The organism is Teredinibacter turnerae T7901 (assembly GCF_000023025.1).
Taxonomy (GTDB): domain Bacteria; phylum Pseudomonadota; class Gammaproteobacteria; order Pseudomonadales; family Cellvibrionaceae; genus Teredinibacter; species Teredinibacter turnerae_B.
Map to the genome: position 1 here is coordinate 1,374,494 of NC_012997.1, position 21,399 is coordinate 1,395,892.

General features: G+C 51.0%; 18 protein-coding genes. 17 read left to right on the plus strand and 1 reads right to left on the minus strand.

Annotated features, from left to right (window positions below):
* The first annotated feature begins 438 nt into the window (after positions 1 to 438).
* The 10 genes from TERTU_RS05855 (at position 439) to fliJ (ending at position 10,714) form a co-directional block, all read left to right on the plus strand.
* Complete coding sequence (locus TERTU_RS05855) at positions 439 to 1,125, plus strand: hypothetical protein (RefSeq protein WP_015820657.1); 687 nt, start codon at positions 439 to 441, stop codon at positions 1,123 to 1,125.
* Positions 1,126 to 1,369: 244 nt separating this feature from the next.
* Entirely contained in the window at positions 1,370 to 2,617 is a 1,248-nt protein-coding gene (locus TERTU_RS05860) for a sensor histidine kinase (RefSeq protein WP_015820378.1), read from the plus strand.
* 16 nt (positions 2,618 to 2,633) lie between these two features.
* Positions 2,634 to 4,100, plus strand: a complete 1,467-nt coding sequence (locus TERTU_RS05865) for a sigma-54-dependent transcriptional regulator (RefSeq protein ID WP_015819717.1) — start codon at positions 2,634 to 2,636, stop codon at positions 4,098 to 4,100.
* 277 nt (positions 4,101 to 4,377) lie between these two features.
* On the plus strand, positions 4,378 to 4,551 hold the full coding sequence (locus tag TERTU_RS05870) for a PA3496 family putative envelope integrity protein (RefSeq protein WP_228378277.1): 174 nt from the start codon (positions 4,378 to 4,380) through the stop codon (positions 4,549 to 4,551).
* 338 nt (positions 4,552 to 4,889) lie between these two features.
* Entirely contained in the window at positions 4,890 to 5,252 is a 363-nt protein-coding gene (gene fliE, locus TERTU_RS05875; protein WP_015817944.1) for a flagellar hook-basal body complex protein FliE, read from the plus strand.
* Positions 5,253 to 5,271: 19 nt separating this feature from the next.
* Complete coding sequence (gene fliF, locus TERTU_RS05880; protein WP_015817368.1) at positions 5,272 to 6,948, plus strand: flagellar basal-body MS-ring/collar protein FliF; 1,677 nt, start codon at positions 5,272 to 5,274, stop codon at positions 6,946 to 6,948.
* Positions 6,949 to 6,950: 2 nt separating this feature from the next.
* Complete coding sequence (fliG, locus tag TERTU_RS05885) at positions 6,951 to 7,982, plus strand: flagellar motor switch protein FliG (RefSeq protein WP_015817500.1); 1,032 nt, start codon at positions 6,951 to 6,953, stop codon at positions 7,980 to 7,982.
* 8 nt (positions 7,983 to 7,990) lie between these two features.
* Positions 7,991 to 8,836, plus strand: coding sequence for a flagellar assembly protein FliH (locus TERTU_RS05890; protein WP_015816890.1), 846 nt, complete (start codon positions 7,991 to 7,993; stop codon positions 8,834 to 8,836).
* Positions 8,829 to 10,271, plus strand: coding sequence for a flagellar protein export ATPase FliI (gene fliI / locus TERTU_RS05895; protein ID WP_015820785.1), 1,443 nt, complete (start codon positions 8,829 to 8,831; stop codon positions 10,269 to 10,271). The genes TERTU_RS05890 and fliI overlap by 8 nt, the downstream gene beginning before the upstream one ends.
* 8 nt (positions 10,272 to 10,279) lie before the next feature.
* Positions 10,280 to 10,714 (plus strand): flagellar export protein FliJ, encoded by a 435-nt coding sequence (fliJ, locus tag TERTU_RS05900; protein ID WP_015818609.1) that lies wholly within the window; start codon positions 10,280 to 10,282, stop codon positions 10,712 to 10,714.
* Between the two features lie 17 nt (positions 10,715 to 10,731).
* Here fliJ and TERTU_RS05905 read toward each other — a convergent pair whose 3' ends face one another.
* Positions 10,732 to 12,444, minus strand: a complete 1,713-nt coding sequence (locus TERTU_RS05905) for a substrate-binding domain-containing protein (RefSeq protein ID WP_015819573.1) — start codon at positions 12,442 to 12,444, stop codon at positions 10,732 to 10,734.
* Between the two features lie 394 nt (positions 12,445 to 12,838).
* On the opposite strand from TERTU_RS05905, the gene TERTU_RS05910 reads away from it, so the two are divergent.
* From TERTU_RS05910 to cheD, 7 genes are all read left to right on the plus strand, one after another.
* Positions 12,839 to 13,123, plus strand: coding sequence for an STAS domain-containing protein (locus tag TERTU_RS05910; RefSeq protein ID WP_015819001.1), 285 nt, complete (start codon positions 12,839 to 12,841; stop codon positions 13,121 to 13,123).
* Between the two features lie 140 nt (positions 13,124 to 13,263).
* Positions 13,264 to 13,626, plus strand: a complete 363-nt coding sequence (locus tag TERTU_RS05915) for a response regulator (RefSeq protein ID WP_015819044.1) — start codon at positions 13,264 to 13,266, stop codon at positions 13,624 to 13,626.
* Positions 13,627 to 13,692: 66 nt separating this feature from the next.
* Complete coding sequence (locus TERTU_RS05920) at positions 13,693 to 16,161, plus strand: chemotaxis protein CheA (protein WP_015820541.1); 2,469 nt, start codon at positions 13,693 to 13,695, stop codon at positions 16,159 to 16,161.
* Between the two features lie 119 nt (positions 16,162 to 16,280).
* Positions 16,281 to 16,850 (plus strand): chemotaxis protein CheW, encoded by a 570-nt coding sequence (locus TERTU_RS05925; RefSeq protein WP_015819958.1) that lies wholly within the window; start codon positions 16,281 to 16,283, stop codon positions 16,848 to 16,850.
* Between the two features lie 240 nt (positions 16,851 to 17,090).
* Complete coding sequence (locus tag TERTU_RS05930) at positions 17,091 to 19,832, plus strand: methyl-accepting chemotaxis protein (protein WP_015817791.1); 2,742 nt, start codon at positions 17,091 to 17,093, stop codon at positions 19,830 to 19,832.
* A gap of 66 nt (positions 19,833 to 19,898) precedes the next feature.
* A complete protein-coding gene (locus TERTU_RS05935) occupies positions 19,899 to 20,699 on the plus strand; it encodes a CheR family methyltransferase (RefSeq protein ID WP_228378278.1) in 801 nt (266 codons plus the stop codon).
* A gap of 25 nt (positions 20,700 to 20,724) precedes the next feature.
* A complete protein-coding gene (gene cheD / locus TERTU_RS05940; protein WP_015817185.1) occupies positions 20,725 to 21,366 on the plus strand; it encodes a chemoreceptor glutamine deamidase CheD in 642 nt (213 codons plus the stop codon).
* Positions 21,367 to 21,399 lie beyond the last annotated feature (33 nt).

The following is a 21,399-nucleotide window of genomic DNA, read 5'->3' on the forward strand; positions in this document are numbered from 1 at the left end:
CTGAAGGCTGTGCTTGCACTCAGTTTATGCGGGTTTTTAAATAGAATGGACAAAGCGGGTTCACGAGACTCGCCTTCTGTGGGTTGTCGTGGGTGCGGCGGGTGAGGTGTTACTTCCCGCTCTGAATGCCCTCTGTAGATTTTTACTGAGGTTTTTTAATGCAGTTTTTTACTGTATCTCTTGCCGCACCTCTTGCTGTACCTTTCGCCGTACCTCTTACGTATAGCTTCTTCATGAAGTTTCATGCTTCTCGACCGACTTTCTTTGGTCTGTACCGCTCCATTGACCACTTTTGGCTGCGATGCCTTTAATTTCGCAGCCATGCTGCGACCGCTTGTCTCAGACTGTTTTCTCTGGTGTAAAATGCGGCTTCAGGCGAAACTCTACTCGCTGACAGCGACTCTCAAAACACGAAAAAAACGATAACAGGAGTGGCATATGAGGGCTATTTTCAGCCGGGGTCAAACGCAAATTACGCTTCTTGCCTTGCTTGTGCTGGTTGCGCTTGCAGGCGTGATTGCGGTTATTTTTCGTCCGGTGCGCCCGGCACCTCCCATTTCTCTGGAATTTGCGCCCGCGCCTAAACGCGTGGCACCCGCGCCGCCGCCGGTGACCTATGTACGACCAACGCCGGTAGCTAGCGCTGCACAACCCTTTTCGGTAGCCGATTCTGCGGCTGCACCGAATCTGCCGGAGGCGCCCGCCGAGAGCGTTGCAGAGCAAACCCCACAACGCTTGGCCGAGACTGATAGCCGAACCCAGGAGATGCAGCAGGCTGAGATAGAAACCTATCAGCGAGCCAACACGAATTTTGACCAGCAGCCCGTGGATTTCGACTGGGCAACAGAGTACGAGGCCGGGTTAAAGGCCGCCGCGGAAAGGTGGCAGGCGCTGGAAACCGTAAGCCTGGCTGGTGTGGAGTGCCGCAGCACTATGTGTCGCGTGGTCGCCTACACGCCCAGTGCGCAGGACGCGGATTACTTTATTCGTGAACTCTACAATGCGCTGCAAGCCTATGAAGGCGGCAAATACAAGCCCGCGAATTCCTCCAGCTTACGCAATCTGTCGGCCGGTGAAACCAGTGTATTTATCACCCGCGAGGGGAATACGCCGAGTTATTATTAGCCTCAACCTGGTTGTTTCCATTAGTGTCAACAGGCCCTGGTATGGAGGCTCCCAAATTGCCGTGATTTATGCACTTCGCCCGGTGTCGGCACAGTGCCGGCGCTGGCGGTGTGAGCTGTCAATTCCCCGTCGCAAACCGGGTTTCTTGCACTGTTAGCACTCCAACCTGTTGATATATATAGATATAAATATCTGGCATCAGGCTTGCTAAATCACCCTCAGATTAGTTTGAGGTGACGGTTTGATGTCAGGTGAAGCCCTTCTTAAACGCCAAGACGGCGATGAACTGCTGGACTCTTTTGCCGATAAGCAAGACAGTCTCGCGGCAGCATTTCAATTTTTTAACGAGACGTCGGCGCAGTTGACCCGCTCCTACCACATGCTCGAGAGCAAGGTGGCGGAGCTTACCGGCGAGCTGGACCGGGTTTCGGCTGAAAAAGTACAGGAGCAAACTTCGCGCGAACAACTCGCCACCCAGATGCAAACTCTGCTGGAAGTACTGCCTGCGGGGGTAATTGTGCTGGACAACCGGGGTTATATCGTCGAATGCAACCCCGCCGCGCGCATCTTGCTGGAGGTCGCGCTGGAAGGCCGCTTGTGGCGCGAAGTGATCGCTGAATGCTTTGCCCCCAAGAATGACGATGGTCTGGAAGTGTCCACACGCGCCGGTCGCCGTCTGAGCGTTGCGACCAGCTCACTGGATGCGCATCGCTCGCCCGCGCAAACGGGCCTGGGTGGACAGATCATCCTGCTAACGGATCTTACCGAAACCCGTGAGCTGCAACAGCGGGTAAGCCGTTCAGAGCGTCTGTCGGCTATGGGCAAAATGGTGTCGGCGCTGGCTCACCAGGTGCGCACGCCCCTGTCTGCCGCGATGCTGTATGCAGAGCACCTGACACAGGGCGAACTCGATCATACCAAGCGCGCCGAATTTTCCCACAAACTCTACGGTCGCCTACAGCACATGGAGCGCCAGGTGCGCGACATGCTGTTATTCGTAAAAAGCGAGCTGCCGCTCAACGATATTGTTGGCGCTGGCGATCTGCTCGCCGGCTTACAGGCGGCAGCAGAAGTTCCTCTCGCCACCTCCAAAAGTCGCTGCGAATGGCGATTGAAAACGCCGGTCGCTATCAAATGTCACCGCGAGGCGCTGATCAGTGCGCTTATGAACCTGGTTACCAATGCGATTCAGGCCCAGGGAGAGGGGGCTAATCTCGAAGTTATTTTCGACTGTGGTCGGGCGGTGAGTGGCGAGGACATCTCGACACTGACCATCGAAATCAGCGATGACGGCCCTGGTATGTCCACGGCTTTACTGGCGCAGGCGAAAGATCTGTTTGTTACTACCAAAGCGCAAGGCACAGGGCTGGGTCTGGCGGTGGTGCAATCGGTTGCACGGGCCCATGGGGGCCAATTTGAATTATTTTCGGAGCCGGGGGAGGGAGTAACTGCACTCCTGCAAATACCGGTTTACGAACAAAAATATGCCTAACAGGGTGGAGTTAACAATGAGTTCCAAGCGCGCAAAAATTCTTGTCGTAGAAGACGATTTCGATCTGCGAGAGGCCGTCGTGGATACCCTGCAACTGGAAAAGTTTTCCGTCGCCCAAGCCGAAAACGCGGAAGCCGCTGTGGAAATGCTAAAAGCGGATGCCGCCTTCGACTTGATTATTTCCGACGTCAATATGGGCAAGATGAGTGGCCACGATTTACTGCTACACGTTAAACAGCATTTCCCCCATATTCCAGTGTTGCTGGTTACCGCTTACGCGAGCATCAGTGACTCCGTTGAAGCCATTCGCAACGGTGCTGTGGATTATCTGGTGAAACCTTTCGAAGGCAAGCTGTTGCTGAAAACGGTGAACAAATTGGTTGAGCCTCTCGCCAAATCCGACTGCGAACCAGTGGCGCAGGCCCCGTCCAGTAGGCACTTGCTAGAGCTGGCCTGTCGGGTGGCACAGGCGGATTCCACTGTACTTCTGATCGGCGAATCCGGGACCGGTAAGGAAGTACTAGCGCGCTACATACATGAGAAATCTCCTCGCGCCAATCGTCCGTTTGTGGCGATAAATTGCGCGGCGATTCCGGAAAATATGCTCGAGGCCATGTTATTTGGTCACGAGAAAGGCGCTTACACCGGCGCTTATCAAGCGGCGCCGGGAAAATTTGAGCAGGCCAACGGCGGTACTTTGTTGCTGGACGAAATTTCGGAAATGGACCTGGGCCTGCAAGCAAAACTGCTCCGCGTATTACAGGAAAAAGAAGTTGAGCGTTTGGGTGGCAGAAAAAATATTCCCTTGGATGTGCGGGTAATTGCCACCTCCAACCGCGAGATGCGTCAGCAGGTGGCGGCAGGAAAATTCCGCGAGGACTTGTACTTTCGCCTGAGTGTACTGCCATTGCAATGGGCGCCACTGCGGGATCGCAAAGAAGATATTTTACCGCTGGCCGAGAAACTGCTGAGTCGCCACGCGGGCAAACAGCACCGGGGCGACGTGATACTGACGGACGAAGCGCGGGCAGCGCTGCTGCAGTATCCCTGGCCGGGTAATGTTCGCGAGCTGGATAATGTGATGCAACGTGCGTTGATCTTGCAGCCCGGAAATAACATCACCGCACTGGACTTGGGATTGAGCGGTGGAGAACAATATAGCGAGAAGCCCTCGCTGGTGGATGTGGCTGTATCCCAGCAGGCACCGGTGGCAATAGCTGGCGGCGAGCAAGCGTACAGCGCTGGCCCGACTGCCAACCAGGGGCTTGCAGAAAGTGCTGCAATGACATTGGATGATGGCCCTCAGCTGGGGCGCGACCTTATGAAACGCGAGTTTGAAATTATTGTGCGAACCCTGCGGGAACAACGCGGCAGCAAAAAAAATACCGCCGAGAAACTCGGGATCAGCGCACGCACCTTGCGCTATAAACTCGCCCGTTTGCGCGATGAAGGCTACGATTTAGACGCGGTTGCGTTATTTTAGAAAAAATTGAAAAGTCAGTATTTTGGCGCCATGCCCACACCATTCCCCGACATTTTTGTGTGCTGCAACCAAGCTTTTTAGACTCCTGCCAGGCAGCGCACAAAAATGCTTTTATTTGCAAATACTTTTGGTATTATCGCGAAAAGAAGGCCCGCTTTTGGTAAGTCGTCATTCAGTTGTCACACTCACCGGACAGGATAGCGGCAGTTAGTTTTGATGCATTTCCTTTTTCTTTAACGCGCATTACCTGGGAGTCGACGGTATGGGTATCGAGGTTTTGGATAGTTCTTCTGACTTAGAAAATGTGATCTTGGAAAATACGCTGGAATCCGGAATTGACGAGGATTTATCAACCAGCATTCCCGAGATCGACGCCCGTCGTAAGCTGGAAAATAAAATCGAAGAACTTCGGTTGTTAAAAGAAGTTCAAGAATTCGATTTCGATATTTAATCGAAATTTTCTTACAGCTCTAAACTTCTCTTCGGGCTGAATCGCGGCAAGTGGTTCGGCCCTTCCCCTATAGCAAAGCTCCCACTCCTGACTCGCGCTCACTGTCATTCTAGATCGTGCGCCTACCTTAAAAAACTTCGTTCGCAATAGTGTTTATCCAGCCCTCTAAAAGAAAACGCTTTTTCGTTCGGCGGACAAAAATTGCCGGCGGAAAGTCTTGGCCCACTTTGTGCAAAATTTGATTTGAAAATGAATGTAGCCGAATAAACGACAAAATATTGTCGTTGTCTGGCAACAGAAATATTTGTACTCAAAGCAAATAACGTGTGGGTTCGATCATGAGTAATCAAATGGATATTAATCGACTGCTGCTGGAGATGCGTGCGCTTAAACAGCAATCGTCTGCATTCGGTGGCCCTGGTGCTATTAATGCCGATCGAGCCGTACAGGGCGCAGACCAGGCGCGCAAACTTAATGGTCCGCAGTTTGGAGAGCTATTGGAGCAGGCCGTTAATAAAGTGAATGAGGTACAACAGGCCTCGAGTAGCATGGCCGAGTCCTACGTGCGAGGTGATTCCTCCGTCGACGTAACCGATGTAATGATCGCGTCGCAAAAAGCGGGTGTTGCGTTCGATGCAATGGTCCAGGTGCGCAATAAGCTGGTCGAGGCTTATCGCGATGTTATGAACATGCCTATTTAATTGATTGCGGTAATTGACCATGGCAGATGCGGCCTCTCCCTCAAGCGCTAACCCCGCGGGCGACTTAATTGAAGGGTTTAATAATTTAAATTTAATTCGTCAGGCCGGGTTAATGGTGGGCCTGGCAGCCAGCGTCGCCATTGGTTTTGCGGTGGTGTTGTGGAGCCAGGGCGAAGACTACAAACCACTGTACGGCAGTCTGGATCGCCTGGATTCCGCAGAGGTCGGGCAAGTTCTGGACTTTAATGACATACCCTACAAAATTGATGGCAGTACCGGCGCCCTGCTGGTGCCAGTCGACAAGTTGCAGAAGGCTCGCATTCTATTAGCCGAGAACGGAATCCAAGGCGATAAGACCATTGGTTTTGAACTGCTCGATCAGGAGCAGCCGCTCGGAACTTCCCAGTTTATGGAAGCAACCCGTTATCGGCGCAGTCTGGAAGGCGAGCTTGCGCGTACCATCGCCAGTATTAATTCAGTGCGTTCGGCGCGCGTCCATCTCGCGATCCCCAAGCGGTCGGTGTTTGTTCGCGATGGACGCGAACCCAGCGCGTCGGTGTTTCTCGATCTCTACCCGGGCCGGCCTATTAAGCCCAAACAAATTGCGGGCATAGCCAACCTGGTGGCTGCGAGCATACCCGAATTGGATTCGACGAACGTAACCATCGTCGACCAAAAAGGCAATTTGATGGAGGTCGCTCCAGAAGACGAGAAACTGGCGCAAGCGAGCCAACACCTCGATTACACCCGTAAAGTGGAAGACGATATTGTGTTGCGCATTCGCCGCCTGTTGACTCCGATAATCGGCGACGCCAATTTTAAAACCGAGGTGGCAGCAGATCTGGACTTCACCGAAATGGAACAGGCGGCCGAGACCTTTAACCCGGATTTACCGGCAATTCGCAGCGAACAAACCTCCGAAGAGCAGCGTATCGGCGCTGGTGGCCCCGGCGGCATACCCGGCGCGCTCACCAATCAACCGCCTGCCGACGGTGCAGCGCCAGAAGTGGCTGTACCTGGTGGTGGCGGAGACGGGCAAACGCCGCCCCAGCAGAGCCAGAGTCGCGCTACACGCAATTACGAACTGGATCGCACGGTTAGCTATACCAAGCATCAAAAGGGGCGCCTGCGTCGATTGACCGTGGCTGTGGTGGTGGACGATAAAGTGCAACGCAACGCTGAGACCGGCGAGGCCACTCGCGTTCCCTGGACAGAAGCTGAATTGGAGCGGCTGGCTATACTGGTACGTGATGCCGTCGGGTTTTCTGCCGCGCGAGGCGACAGTGTGAACGTGCTGAATGAACCGTTTGTCGCGCAACTGGATTTTGACAGTGGTGATTTACCCATCTGGAAAGAAGACTGGTTTTTGTCACTGGCAAAACAGCTGGCTGGGTTCTTGATTATCGTCGCGCTGATTCTCGGTTTGATGCGGCCAGTGCTGAAAAGTCTTGCTGGCGCTGGAGCCAAAACGAAGGCGGAAGAAGAAGCAAAAGAGTTGGAAGCGTTGCAGGCTGCAGGTATCGATTCGTTTGATTCGCTGTCTGACGAAACCGTAACGCTCACTGGTGGCGATGCGCTGGCACTGCCCAGCCCGGAAGAAACGTACGAGCAGCAATTAAATGCGGTGAAAGGCTTGGTTGCAGAAGATCCAGGCCGTGTGGCGCAAGTGATTAAACGCTGGATTAATGAAGAGTAGTTATGCCTGAACAAAATATTGGTGCAGATGGCAAGCCGGAAGTTAAAATCAGCCGCGTGGATCAAGCGGCGATTTTACTGATGACATTAGGTGAGAACGCCGCTGCAGAAATTCTCAAACATATGGGTCCGAAAGAAGTTCAGCGCCTGGGCACGGCGATGGCTGCGCTTAATAATATTCAGCAGTATGAAGTGGAAGTGGTGCTGGCGAATTTTCTTGACGAAGTGCGCACCCAAACTGGTTTGGGTATGGGCGCTGATAATTATATTCGCAATATGCTGGTCTCTGCGCTCGGTGAAGATAAAGCTAACGGTCTTATCGACAGAATTTTGCTTGGTGGTAACACCACCGGCCTGGATACCCTGAAATGGATGGAAGCCCGTTCCGTCGCTGATATTATTCGCAACGAACACCCACAGATTCAGGCCATTGTTATTGCCTATCTCGATGCGGATCAATCTGCCGAGGTACTGGCATTTTTTCCGGAAAAAGTGCGCCTGGATGTCATGATGCGCGTAGCCGCTCTAGATACAGTACAGCCGAGCGCCTTGCAGGAATTAAACAACATTCTCGAAAAACAATTCTCCGGAAGCGCCGGTTCGCAAACCAAAGAAATGGGCGGCTATAAAACGGCGGCTGAAATTGTTAACAATCTGGACAGCTCCATAGGCAGCGAACTGATGGATGCCATTCGTGAAATAGACGAAGATATGGGCAACCAGATTGCGGACCTGATGTTTGTGTTCGAGAACCTCAAAGATGTCGACGACCGGGGTATTCAAGCCCTGTTGCGCGAAGTCTCATCCGATGTGCTCATTGTTGCCCTTAAAGGCGCTGACGAAACCTTGCAGGATAAAATATTTGGCAATATGTCCAAGCGCGCGGCAGAGTTGCTGCGTGACGACTTGGAAGCGAAGGGGCCGGTGAAAGTGTCCGAAGTGGAAAGCGCGCAAAAAGAAATTCTTGTTATTGCCCGCCGTATGGCCGATGCCGGTGAGATTAATCTCGGCGGCGGCGGCGAAGAAATGATGTAGGCGGGCCTGTGGTCGATTCCGATAAGAAAAAGCGCCCCGCTGGTGTGTGGCAACCCCAGTCCGGAGAAACTGTTGCGGCCTGGGATTTACCTGCGTGGAATGACGACGGTCAGATAATCAAAAGCGCTCGCCGCGAAGCCGCCGAAAAGCAAGCCGAGAAAGAGCCAGAGCCGGTAATTGAGGAAATAGAGGAGGTTGAACCCCCCAAGCTTCCCACCGCTGAAGAGCTAAAAGCCATCGCCGATCAGGCGCAACAGGAAGGCTACGCCGACGGCTTTAAGGAAGGTATGGAAAAAGGCCTGCACCAGGGCGAGGAGGCCGGGCGCAAACACGGAGAGGAAAAGGCCTACGCAGAAACCCGTGCGAAAATGGAAGGCGAAATAGCGCGGTTACAGTCGATTGCAGACCGCATGTTCGAGCCCACTCAGCAGCAGGATGAACAGCTCGAATCGCTGGTTGTCGAGATGGCCGTAAACTTGGCCCGGCGGCTGTTGGTGACCGAACTGACGGCCCAGCCAGAGAGAATAACGCCGGTCGTAAAACGTGCACTCACCGAGTTACCGGTGGGGGCGAAGAATATAACGGTGGAATTGAGCCCTGCGGATATGGCGCTTTTGGATGAGCACCTACCCGAGAGCAAACGTAACTGGCGAGCAACAGAAAACGCCGAACTGCATCAGGGTGGCTGTATCGTAAAAACGGCTGAGAGCTTAATTGATTATTCTGTGGACCAACGCTTGGATAATTATTTTCGCGAAATTGACCAATCGCCCGCAATTTCTGATACGGATGAAGAAGAGATTGGAGACACTGGACACGCGGAGCAAGCAGATCAGGAGCCCGCAAGTGACTAAGCTGGCGGCCCCGCTGCTAAAACGACTTTCCCGCTACCAGCATTACGAAGCGCTGGAGCAGGTACCGCACGCCCAGGGACGGCTGACGAGGATGGTAGGTCTTACGCTGGAAGCCGTGGGCCTGAATGTGTCTGTGGGGCGTCAGTGTAAGGTCGTACTTTCCAGTGGCCGAGAAGTCGAAGCCGAGGTAGTCGGCTTCGACGAGGATAAAACTTTCCTTATGCCGGTGCAGAAGGTTGATGGGCTTCAGCCGGGGGCGCGTGTAGTCCCGGTGGATGCACACAAAAATTTATCCATGGGTGAGCATTTACGTGGCCGCATTTTAAATGGCGTCGGGCAGCCGCTCGATGGGCTCGGCCCTGTGAGTTGTCGGGCCAAGGTCGATCTGGAACCCAGCACAATTAACCCGTTACACCGTCACCCCATTGACGAAACCCTGGACGTGGGTATTCGCGCAATTAATTCTCTGTTAACTGTGGGTAAGGGCCAGCGTATCGGCCTGTTCGCGGGCAGTGGTGTGGGTAAAAGTGTATTGCTGGGCATGATGACCCGCTTTACTACTGCCGATGTGGTTGTGGTCGGGCTGATCGGTGAACGCGGGCGTGAGGTTAAAGAGTTTGTCGACCATATTCTCGGGCCACAAGGGTTAAAAAAATCGGTTGTCGTTGCAGCCCCCGCCGATGATGCGCCGCTTATGCGCTTGCGCGCATCCCAACTGGCAACGCGGATAGCCGAATATTTTCGTGATCAAGGCAAAAACGTGCTGCTGCTGATGGACTCACTCACCCGATTCGCTCAGGCACAACGGGAAATCTCGTTGGCCATTGGCGAACCGCCTGCGACCAAGGGCTACCCGCCGTCAGTATTTGCCAAAATTCCGGATCTGGTAGAGCGAGCAGGTAACGGCGATAAAGGGGGTGGATCAATCACCGCGTTTTATACGGTGCTCACCGAGGGTGATGATTTACAAGATCCTATCGCCGATGCATCGCGCGCGATCCTGGATGGTCACATTGTCTTGTCTCGGCAACTGGCCGAGCAGGGTATCTACCCCGCGATTGATATAGAAGCATCAATTAGCCGGGTAATGCCGAATATTGTCGACGCCAACCATTTGGCGGCAGCGCAGCGTTTCAAACAACTTCTTGCCCGCTATCGGGAAAACAAAGATTTGATCGCGATAGGCGCTTATGCACGGGGCTCTGACCCGCAAATTGATGCGGCTATTGAACGATTTCCACACTTACAACAATTTATTGGCCAAAAAATTGGTGAACCTGCACCCTACCCGCAGAGTCTAGCGCAGTTGTTTACGGTAGTGCAGTCTGGTGCAGCGACCACACCCGCTGCCAGCGCAGAACAAACTCAGCAAGGCGGTACGCTGAAAACAGCACAATCACGGCAACAGCGGCCGCTCAGCGCAAATAGGCGCTGAGCATTGTAATGGCCAGCAAGCGTTCAAAGAGAATTGAAATTGTTGTCGATCTCGCCCGGCGTGCCGAAGAAACGGCTGCAGATAACTTCACTCAAGCCAAAAACGCGCTCCAACTCGCAGAGGACCAACTGCGAGATCTAACGCAATATTATCAAGGTTATGTGGAGCGAATGCAGGCGAATACCCGTGCGGTTAAACCGAGCGAACTCATTCAAACACGAGCATTCCTGCAGCAATTGAGCGTTGCGATCAGCGGGCAGGAGCACCAGATCGCCCTTCTGCAACAGCAGTTACAGCACCGGCAGCTGGCGTGGCACAAAAGCCATCTGAAAACCCGCTCGCTGGAAGATTTGCGTACCCGCTATATCCAAGAAGAACACGACGCAGACGATCGGCTGGAGCAGAAAGCACTGGACGAGTGGGTCGCCCAGAAGCGAGATTGAATGAGTGTTAACAGACGCTAATTCAACAACGAAAGACAGCAGCGGTAACGCACAGCGCGACTGTCTTCTTCGTGCAGAATTTCCCCCTGCAGACTGTAATAGCGATAGTCCCCTTCGGCGGTTTTTAGTCTGGCTGCGGTAGCCAGTGTGCCGAGGTTGGATAAGCTAGCAGTGAGCTCCTTGCGCAGCTTGTGTTCATCGTCCGGGTGGACTCTATCGAAAATTTCCATTTTCCGATAAATGGTTTTTTCCAGTTCAGTAGTGAAACCAAGCAGCTCTAGTGCTATGTCGCTCCACTGTACCGAGCCCTTTTCCAGATCCCACTCAAAGCTGGGCAGGTTGCCAATGGGCATGGGGCCGCGATTAATATGCGGCGCCTTGCGTTCGTTCTTTTTCAGCTCCTGCTCCAGTGTTAGTACCTCCAAAACCTTGCCGTAGCTAAACACAATGTTGTCGATAAAACTCGAAAAATTCACGAAGCTGATCGCGTCTTTATCGCAGGTTTTATCGGCAAAGAATGTGAGTACCCCCCAAATGTGATCGCCGCTAAAGACCGGGAAGTGAATCGTGACTTTGTGCTGCCCGTTAAATTCATCCCTAATTGCCGGTGGAGGAAAACTGTCTGGTGTGCAGGTGTATTCCCGCTGATTACTGCGAATCACGGAAACATCTGTCAGCGTAAAAATTTTGTGCACATGCAAGTGAGCCCGTCGCTGACCATCGTGAACCAGGCAAGAAAGAACACCGAATTCCATAAACTGATCGAACAGGGGGGCCACGGTCATTATTTTATCGAGCCTGGTAGCCACTATGTCCTGGGTTATCTCAAGACTGTTGTGGAGCACGGCTCCGGTTTGCGCCAGCTGGTACAGGTCAGTTTGGGCTTGAGCAGATTCTTTGGTTTCTCGCTCGCCTTGGTTATCGAAGATAGTTGGGGCAATAGTGATTACTCGAGTGGGTAAAGTACTGCTGTGGATCATTCCTTCCAGAGTCGTGATACAGCGAAGTGCCAGCACATCGAGATTTTGATCCACATACGGCAGCCCTGGTGTCATCGCCTGCATAAGCTGTATTGCATCGAAGGTAATAACATCAATGTCGCCAGGACACTTTATGCCGGCATCGTGCAGCTTGCGCACGAAGCCCATCGCGGTGTGGCCAGCGCCGCAAATAACACCGCTCGCACGGGAAGTTCTTTCCAGAAACTCACGGCCTGCGGCAAGCCCTCCGGAAAAAATCGCGTTCGGGGTACAAATAATATGATCGGTGCCGCAGTTTAAGTCCGCGTCGCGGCATAGCTCAACAAAGCGCTCGTAGCGCTTGCGCAAATCGTACTGCGTAATATCACCCACAAACAAGAGTTCACTATGGCCGCGTTCACGCAGGTAGTTGAAGGCGAGCTCGGTACCAGCATCATTGTCGCTGGTAACTATGGGTACATCCAAAGGGAAATAGTCGTGGGCCACTGCAAGTAATGGGATTCCTCGGTTTTGTATCCTCTCAATCAGCTTCGGGCTAACAGCATTGCGGATAACGATAATACCGTCGTACTGATCGAGGCCCAGACCAAGATTGAACTCACCAAAGCCATTGGTGCGAACCGCGCTGAAGCGGTAGTGCTTCAGGTTGCAGCTGTCGCGCAGTTGATTGATGATCTCCCCCATGTAGTCACCCTGTAGGTAGGGCGCGAACACGGCGATGTGTAGTTTCCTTCCCGCGTTATCCAACATAGTCACTCCAGTTTTGCGTTGGCTGAACACAGCGAAATTTTCGCAGTCCTTATTTAAAAATACTAGTCTTACGACCGGTCGTTATATAAATTCCGTCGTCTTAAACGCTCAAATTTTTAGTAGTAGAAGCATACGACAATTACAGCATTTTTTTTGACATTAAAAAGTTATAAGCAATAAAAAGTTCGTGTATTGAGTTATTAGTGTGTACCTGTCTTAGACGAATTAAATAAAAAATGAACAGGCTAGAAAGTTGACCAACACAGACTAGACTTAGTCTGAAATGGGTTATTGCCTGTGGCTATACCCCAAAAAATGATGCTGGTAAGGATCGGGTTGCCTGTTAACAGCGCTTGGAACCTTTCAGTTATGTGGTGTGATTTGGAGGTGCATAATGGCCCATTCAGTCGATTTTAATCTTCCTGAAAACATGACAATTGCAAATATCCACAGTATGCACGAAGAGTTTGAGGCTCTGGTGGATAAACAGGATTGTGATGAAGTGGTGTTAAAGGGAGAGGGGGTGGTACGAGCCGATACAGCAGGGTTGCAGCTGTTGGTAGCGTTTGTGCAAGCGACAAAAGAGCGGCAAATCAATGTTACCTGGGATCACCCTTCAGAAAAGTTATGCAAAGCAGCGGAAATATTGGGTGTTGCCTCCTATATTGGTATTCATTAGTACTTGAGAAAACGTTGTCGATTGAAAATTTTTTATGCGTGGCGATGCCGGTACCCAAAGCAGCCGCAAAAAAATTTAACGCAATATGTACGTTGATCAGGTTCAGAGTGTTCCTTGTTCGATGATTGGAGATTAGCTCTATGGCAAAAATACTCGCCGTTGACGATTCGGCATCAATGCGGCAGATGGTCAGTTTCACCTTGAAGGGCGCGGGTCACCAAGTGTGCGAAGCATCCGATGGGGTTGAAGCACTGAGCCTTGCGAAGGCCGAATCTGGTGTTGATTTAGTAATTTCAGATATCAATATGCCGAACATGGATGGTATTTCTCTGATTAAAGAGCTACGCCAGCTTCCAGAATACAAATTTACGCCGATTTTGATGTTGACGACGGAATCTGGCGTCGATAAAAAATCAGAGGGCAAGGCGGCTGGGGCAACCGGTTGGATCGTGAAACCGTTTAATCCCGATCAACTGCTCGCCACTATCGGTAAAGTGTTGTAGCTTCGCACGCCAGCCTTGCTGATGGCGGGTTTTGCTTGAAATAAAGAGGCAAACGAGTAGTCGATCATGACGATAGATCTCGCGCAATTTCACCAGGTATTTTACGAAGAGAGTTTTGAAGGGCTCGATGTTATGGAGTCCGCGCTCATGGAGCTCGATCCGGACAATATCGACAGTGAAACTATTAACGCAATTTTTCGTGCCGCACATTCCATCAAGGGCGGTAGTGCTACGTTTGGCTTTACCTCCGTCTCGGAATTTACTCACGACCTCGAAACCATACTGGATCAAGTGCGTGCGGGCACGCGGAAATTCTCCGGCGACGACGTCAACCTCTGCTTGAAGTCCGTGGATTGCATGCGCGAGATGCTCCAGCTATTGCAGGGCGGTGACGACGGGCACACACCTTTGTCCATGGAGCTAAAGCACCAGTTTGCCCGCATGTTGTCCTCTGATTCGGACGTAACCGATTCGCAGGAATGTGCTCCGGAGCAAGCACCAGAGCAAGATCCCCAGGGGCCGACTCTGTGGGAAATTCGATTTACTCCCGGCAGCGACATTCTTAAAACCGGTAATGATGTTCTGCGAATGCTCCGTGATATGGGCGATCTCGGAGAACTATTGAGCGTAAGCTGCACACCTAACCTACCGGCATTTAACGCATTCGATGCTGAATCCTGTTATTTAAGCTGGCGTATTTTGCTTGAGTCCGATTGCGAGAAATCGGCAATTCAGGAAATCTTTGAATGGGTGATCGACGAGTCAGAGTTGGGTATCAACGAGACCGAGGGTTTGAGTCACTGGAAAATTTTATTTAAACCCGGCGCCACAATTCTGCACACTGGTAATGAACCCTTGCGCCTGTTTACTTCACTCGCGGAGTTAGGGGAGCTCACCGCAACGGCTTTTGTGGACAAACTTCCACGCCTGAGCCTGTTTGACTGTGAAAACTGTTTTATGAGTTGGGAGCTCAGTCTTGTATCGTCCTCTGCAACAAAGGAAAGTATTGAAGCTGTTTTTGAATGGGTAGTTGATGACGCCGAGTTGGTTATTGCGCAAGAGAGCAACAGTAAACCCAAGCCTGTTGCAGATCGGGTAACAAAGGATGTACTTCAGGAGCAAAAGGCGCCGCAAGCCCAAACCCCGCCGACGAATGTGGCAGCAGCTTCACCGCCTGAGATACCACAGACCAAACCGCAGGTAGCGGCCGAAAGTACGGCTAGCGTGCCAACAGCGAAACCTGCTGAGAGTGCGCCAAAAGCCAAACCGGCACCCGCTAAAAAATCGGCGGAAACGGGGTCCATCCGGGTCGGTATTGATAAGGTAGATAACCTGATCAATATGGTTGGGGAACTGGTTATTACGCAGTCCATGCTTGGCCAGTTGGGCACCGATTTCGACGTTAACAGGCTGCCAAAATTGCTCGAGGGTCTTAGCCAGCTGGAACAAAATACGCGTGAGCTGCAAGAGTCAGTCATGCGAATTCGCATGCTCCCAATCAGTTTTGCGTTTAGCCGTTTTCCGCGCATGGTGCGAGATCTAGGTCAGGCGTTGGGTAAAGATCTTCAACTGGAAATGCTCGGTGAACACACCGAACTCGATAAAACCGTGATGGAAAAAATAGGTGATCCGCTGGTTCACCTGGTAAGAAATGCGGTGGATCACGGCATCGAGATGCCAGCGGACAGGCTGGCAAAAGGCAAACCCGCAAACGGTAAAATAACCTTGAATGCCTACCATCAGGGCGGCAATGTGGTGATTGAAATCAGTGACGATGGCAAGGGTTTGGATCGAGAAAAAATAATTGAAAAGGCCATTGAGAAAAATCTGGTAACGCCCTTGGAATGCGAAACCTTCACTGATGAACAGGCCTATGATCTGATTTTTCAGCCCGGCTTCTCAACGGCGCAGGCAGTCAGTGATTTATCTGGTCGCGGCGTAGGTATGGATGTGGTTAAGCGCAATATCCAAGCCCTTAACGGTATTGTTGAAATACGCTCTACAAAAGACAAAGGCTCAACTATCACGATTCGTTTGCCGCTCACCCTCGCGATTTTGGATGGCCAGTTAGTACGGGTGGGCAATAACACCTATATCTTTCCGCTTGTTTCCATTATTGAATCGTTGCATTGTCGCCGTGAGTTTATTAACAAGGTCGCTGGTGGCTGTAATGTTTTTAAACTTCGTGATGATTATGTGCCTATTATTGAATTATACAAAACATTCACAGTTCAGCCAGATGCGATAGATATGGACCATTCTCTCATCGTAGTGGTTGATTACGAAGGTGGGAAAGTAGGCGTTGTTGTAGATGAACTCTTGGCGCAACAGCAAGTTGTGATTAAAAGCCTGGAACAAAACTACCGAAGGGTTGATGGAATTTCTGGAGCAACAATACTGGGTGATGGCACGGTTGCATTGATTTTGGATATTACCGGCATCGTCAAACTTGCTGGCGATAAATTTGTGCAAACGAGCGCGCGTGCGCGTATGTCGCAAGAAGGTTTACAGGGTTTGGCTCAGCTTGCCAGCTAGTCGGGTTTAAAAAGCCTGAGAGTTTTTAAAAAGTGAAGAAGCGAAGAAAGTAGAAACAAGGATAGGTTCGACTCTTTTCGTGTAGCCCCGGAGGCTGCCGGGTTAATAGTGAGGTGAATATGCAGGCTAACGCAAATGCCGATAGTGCCGTGGTGGCAAACGTGGCGAATGCAGGTGACGGTATCAGTCCCGATAGTCACCAGACAGATCAATACTTGACCTTCATTATGGCTGGTGAAGAGTACGGGGTCGATATTTTATGTGTACAGGAAATTCGCGGCTGGGAGAGTGCGACACCGCTGCCGAATGCGCCTGCTCATATCAAGGGTGTAATTAATCTGCGCGGCACCATCGTTCCAATCGTTGACCTGCGCCAGTGTTTTGGTATGGAAGCCATTGATTACACGCCGGTAACGGTGGTGATTGTGCTCAAGGTTAAATCAGAAAGCAGCGAGTATCGGGTAATGGGTATTGTTGTGGATGCCGTGTCGGATGTGTACTCACTCGGCAAAAAAGATATGCGGCCACCGCCCGATTTATCGAACGCTGTGAATACCGATTTTGTAAAAGGTCTGGTTAACGTCGAAGACAAAATGGTCATTCTGCTGGATATTGATGAGCTGTTAACGTTAGAGGACGTACCGAACCTCGCTAATGTCGCCAAGCAAATTCAAACTTCGGTGGGTTAGCAAAAATAGAATTTTGGAAAGTAAAGTTGCAGTCTTTTCATCGTGGGTGCAACTTCCTATGGACGCGAAGGGTGTGCAACAGCACACCAGATTTTGGTAATTGGTCGAAATGATCATTTGGTATTCCAATCTGAAAGTGACTGTTTGGCGTAAGAACCCTTGGGTTCGTGCAGTGCTTTCGGTGGCGGGGGATTTCTATCCCATTGCGAAAAAGTTCAGAAGAGATTAAGGAACTTAAAAATGACTAGTATCCTTTCCAAGCTCGGGCTTGGGTCAGATGACACCTATGAGTTAAAGCTAAAGCTAGAAGCGGCCAGCGATGCAATGGCAGTTATTGAGTTTGACCCATCCGGTAATATTCTATACGCCAACACAAACTTTGCGAGCACCATGGGCTACAGCCCCCAGGAACTCGTTGGTAAACATCACCGTCTGTTTGTTGAACCGGAGTATGGGAACTCTAACGAATACCGCCAGTTTTGGGAATCCCTTGCTCGAGGTGAGAGGCAGCAGACGCAGTTTAAACGGTTTGCCCGCAACGGGGATGAGATCTGGATCGATGGGTCATACAACCCGTTAAAAGGCCGCGATGGCCGCGTGTATAAAGTCATCAAGTACGCGATCAATATTACCGAACAAAAACGCCAGGAAGCTGAAAGCCGAAAGCTTGCAGAGTTGGCGGATGCGCTGAATATTTGTCAGTCGCGGGTGATGTTTGTTAATGAGCAGCTGGAAGTGATCTACCTCAACAAGGTTATCAAAGAGATGTTCGCCCAGCGCGAGAGTCTGCTGAGCAAAGACGTTCCAGGTTTCAGTGTATCCTCCATCATGGGTTTTAATTTGGGTACGCTTTTTTCTTCCGATAGTGAATTGAAACAGCGCTTATCCGGTATTAGTGAAACCTACCGAAAAGATTTTACGATTTCTGGCCTGACTTTTGGCTTGATTATTTCACCCTGGAAGGATTCTAGCGGAAAGCGACTCGGGTTGGTGTTGGAGTGGGACGACAAAACAGAACGTCTCGCACAGGAGTTGAAAGAGAAGCTCCTTGCGGAGGAAAACGCCCGTATTCGTCAATCGCTGGATGTGTGTAATACCTCGGTGATGATGGCGGATGTGGATCTCAATATTATTTACATGAATAACGCCGTTCGCAAAATGATGGAGCGGCGGGAGAGCGAGCTGCGAAAAGTACTGCCCAGCTTTAATGCGAGCCAGTTAATGGGCGCTAATGTGGATCAATTCCATAAAAATCCGCAGCATCAGCGGTCGATGCTCGCAACTTTGAAACAACCCTATAAAACTAGCCTGGATGTAGGTGAATTGAATTTCAACTTGATCGCAACACCAATACATGACAGCGCAGGTAATCATCTCGGTACCGTTGTTGAATGGGATGACCGAACAGATGCGGTTGCCAAAGAACGGGTGGAAAAAGCCGAAGCGGAAGAAAATGCCCGGGTGCGGCAAGCACTGGATAATGTGACCACCAATGTGATGATTGCAGACAACGATGCAAACATCATCTATATGAATGCGGCTGTCGTAAACATGATGAAAAATGCGGAGTCCGATCTTCGCAAGTCTCTCACCGGCTTCGATGCCAGCAAGCTGATGGGCGCGAATATGGATATTTTCCATAAAAATCCTGCTCACCAACGAGGCCTCGTAAACAATTTAAAATCCACCTACGAAGGAAAAGCCGAAGTGGGAGGGCGTACGTTCACTGTAACGGCAAACCCGGTAACGGTTGACGGTCAGCGCATAGGCACTGTTGTGGAATGGAAGGATCGTACAGAAGAAGTGGCTATTGAACGGGAGGTGGATGAAATAATCGAGGCCGCATCGTCCGGTGATTTCAGTAAGCACATTGTACTGGATGGAAAAACCGGATTTTTTGAAGTGCTGGCGAAAGGGTTGAACGACCTTATTAGTACAACCGAAGTCGCGCTGAACGATATTATTCGTATGCTTGGCGCGATGGCTCGCGGAGACCTTTCTGAGCGAATTACTCGGGATTATCAAGGTTCCTTTGGTCGGATGAAAGACGATGCGAACGAAACGGCGGATAAACTTACCGATGTTATTAGTAAGTTACGTACTGCCGCTGGTTCTATTAGCGCTGCGGCAAATGAAATCGCGCAGGGCAATGCGGATCTCAGCCAGCGCACTGAGCAGCAGGCTTCGTCACTGGAAGAAACTGCATCGAGCATGGAGGAGATGACCTCTACGGTGAAGCAAAGTGCGGACAACGCGGCGCAGGCAAGTACTTCCGCATTGGATGCGCAAAACAAAGCGCGCACCGGTGGTGAAGTGGTGAGTCGCGCAGTGAATTCGATGGACGAAATCAACGCAGCAAGTAAACGTATCAGCGATATTATTGGCGTCATCGACGAAATCGCATTCCAGACTAACCTGCTTGCTTTGAACGCCGCAGTAGAAGCTGCGCGCGCTGGTGAGCAGGGGCGCGGATTTGCGGTAGTCGCGGGTGAGGTACGCAATCTTGCCCAGCGCTCGGCGGCAGCGGCCAAAGAAATTAAAGACTTGATTCGCGATAGCGTGAAGAAAGTTCAGGATGGTACCGCATTGGTGAACGAATCCGGCACCACTCTGAGTGAGATTGTCGCATCGGTGGAAGAAGTTACGTCGATGATGCGGGAAATTGCCGATGCTTCCAAAGAGCAAACCTCGGGTATTGAGCAGGTGAATACAGCAGTAGCGCAAATGGATGAAATGACCCAGCAGAACGCGGCCTTGGTAGAAGAGGTTTCTGCCGCAGGTGAATCCATGGCGGAGCAGGCTCGCGCCATGAACCAGATTGTAGATTTCTTCTCGGTAGTGGGTAAAAACGACGAAGCCCGTCAAACGCTGGAGATGCACACCGCGAGAAAACGCCAGGCTGTGAATTCGTCTCGTACGGCGTCAGCGCCAGCGACTTCATCACGGAGTTCTGCGGCTGACGATGAATGGGAAGACTTTTAACTCGGCGGACGGGTGACCTAAGTGTTAGCGACAGCGAGGGACGAATTTTCCGACAAAGAATTCCCGATGACAGAAAAAAATTTCGGGATGATAAAGGCCATTGCCTATAAGTTGACGGGAATTAGCCTGTCTGATCACAAAAAAAATATGGTGTACGGCCGCCTTGCTCGGCGGCTGCGCGCATTGCGACTGAATTCATTCGATCAGTATTGCGCGTTGATAGACCAGGAAAATTGCAGCGAACATGTGGAGTTTATTAATTCCATCACCACCAATCTAACGTCTTTTTTCCGGGAAAAACATCATTTCGATTTTATGGCTGGGCAACTGTTGCCCCAGCTTATGCGCAAAAATTTAAAAACCAAGCGCCTTCGGGTGTGGTCTGCTGGGTGCTCAACCGGAGAAGAGCCATACTCGATTGCGATGGTTCTGCGCTCGTTAGCGTCGCTGTCTGGTTGGGATGTTCGTATTCTCGCGACCGACTTGGATACTAATGTTGTTAACAAAGGCAAGAACGGCGTCTACCCGGTTGACCGGGCGGAAAATATTCCAGACGAATACCGGCGATTTTTAAAGACGGATAAAAATCACGAGTGGGTAAGAGTTAAAAGCAGCGTGTGCGATTTGATTACGTTTAAACAGCTCAACCTGCTCCAAGATTGGCCAATGAAGGGGCCGTTTGACATAATTTTTTGCCGTAACGTAGTTATTTACTTCGACGCTCCCACGCAAAAAAAACTATTCGACCGCTATGCCAATATTTTAACTGACGATGGCCATTTGTTTATTGGGCATTCGGAAAATTTGCACAATGTAACCAATCGCTTTCAAGCCCTTGGTCGAACCATCTACAAAAAGGCCCATTGAGCCGTCCAGAGGAGCTTAAAGCCCAGTGTTCAGTTCAGATTACAAACCCGAAAGACCGCTTAAAGGGTTTGAACATATTAATCGCTATTGGGATAAGCGAATGAACACCGCTGCAGCAAAAATTTTGCCGGGTGAATGTTATGTGAGTCGAACCGGCGAAATGATTGTTACGGTATTGGGATCTTGTATTTCGGCGTGTATTAGAGATCGGGTGATTGGCATCGGTGGTATGAACCACTTTATGTTGCCGGTGGCGTCCAGCGATTCCATGATTACACGCCCAAACGCTGTGAACAAAGAGCTGTGTTATGGCAACTGGGCGATGGAGTATTTGATTAATGCCATATTAAAACAAGGTGGCAAGCGCGAACGGCTCGAAGTGAAAGTGTTCGGCGGTGGCCGGGTTCTTACCTGTATGACAAATATCGACGTCGGCAAGCGCAATATCGATTTCTTGTTGAATTATCTGGAGCGGGATGGTTTAGCCATTGCTGCGCAAGATCTGGGGCATGATTACCCCAGAAAAGTACTCTATTTTCCAGATACGGGCGCCGTGAAACTGAAAAAGTTACGCACACGAGCAAATACCACTATTGAGCGACGTGAGAAGGCGTATCTGGATTCTATGGTGTCCAAACCCGCAGAGGGCGATATCGAACTGTTTTAACTGGCAGTTTACTGTTTTACCCTTAGGGCGGTC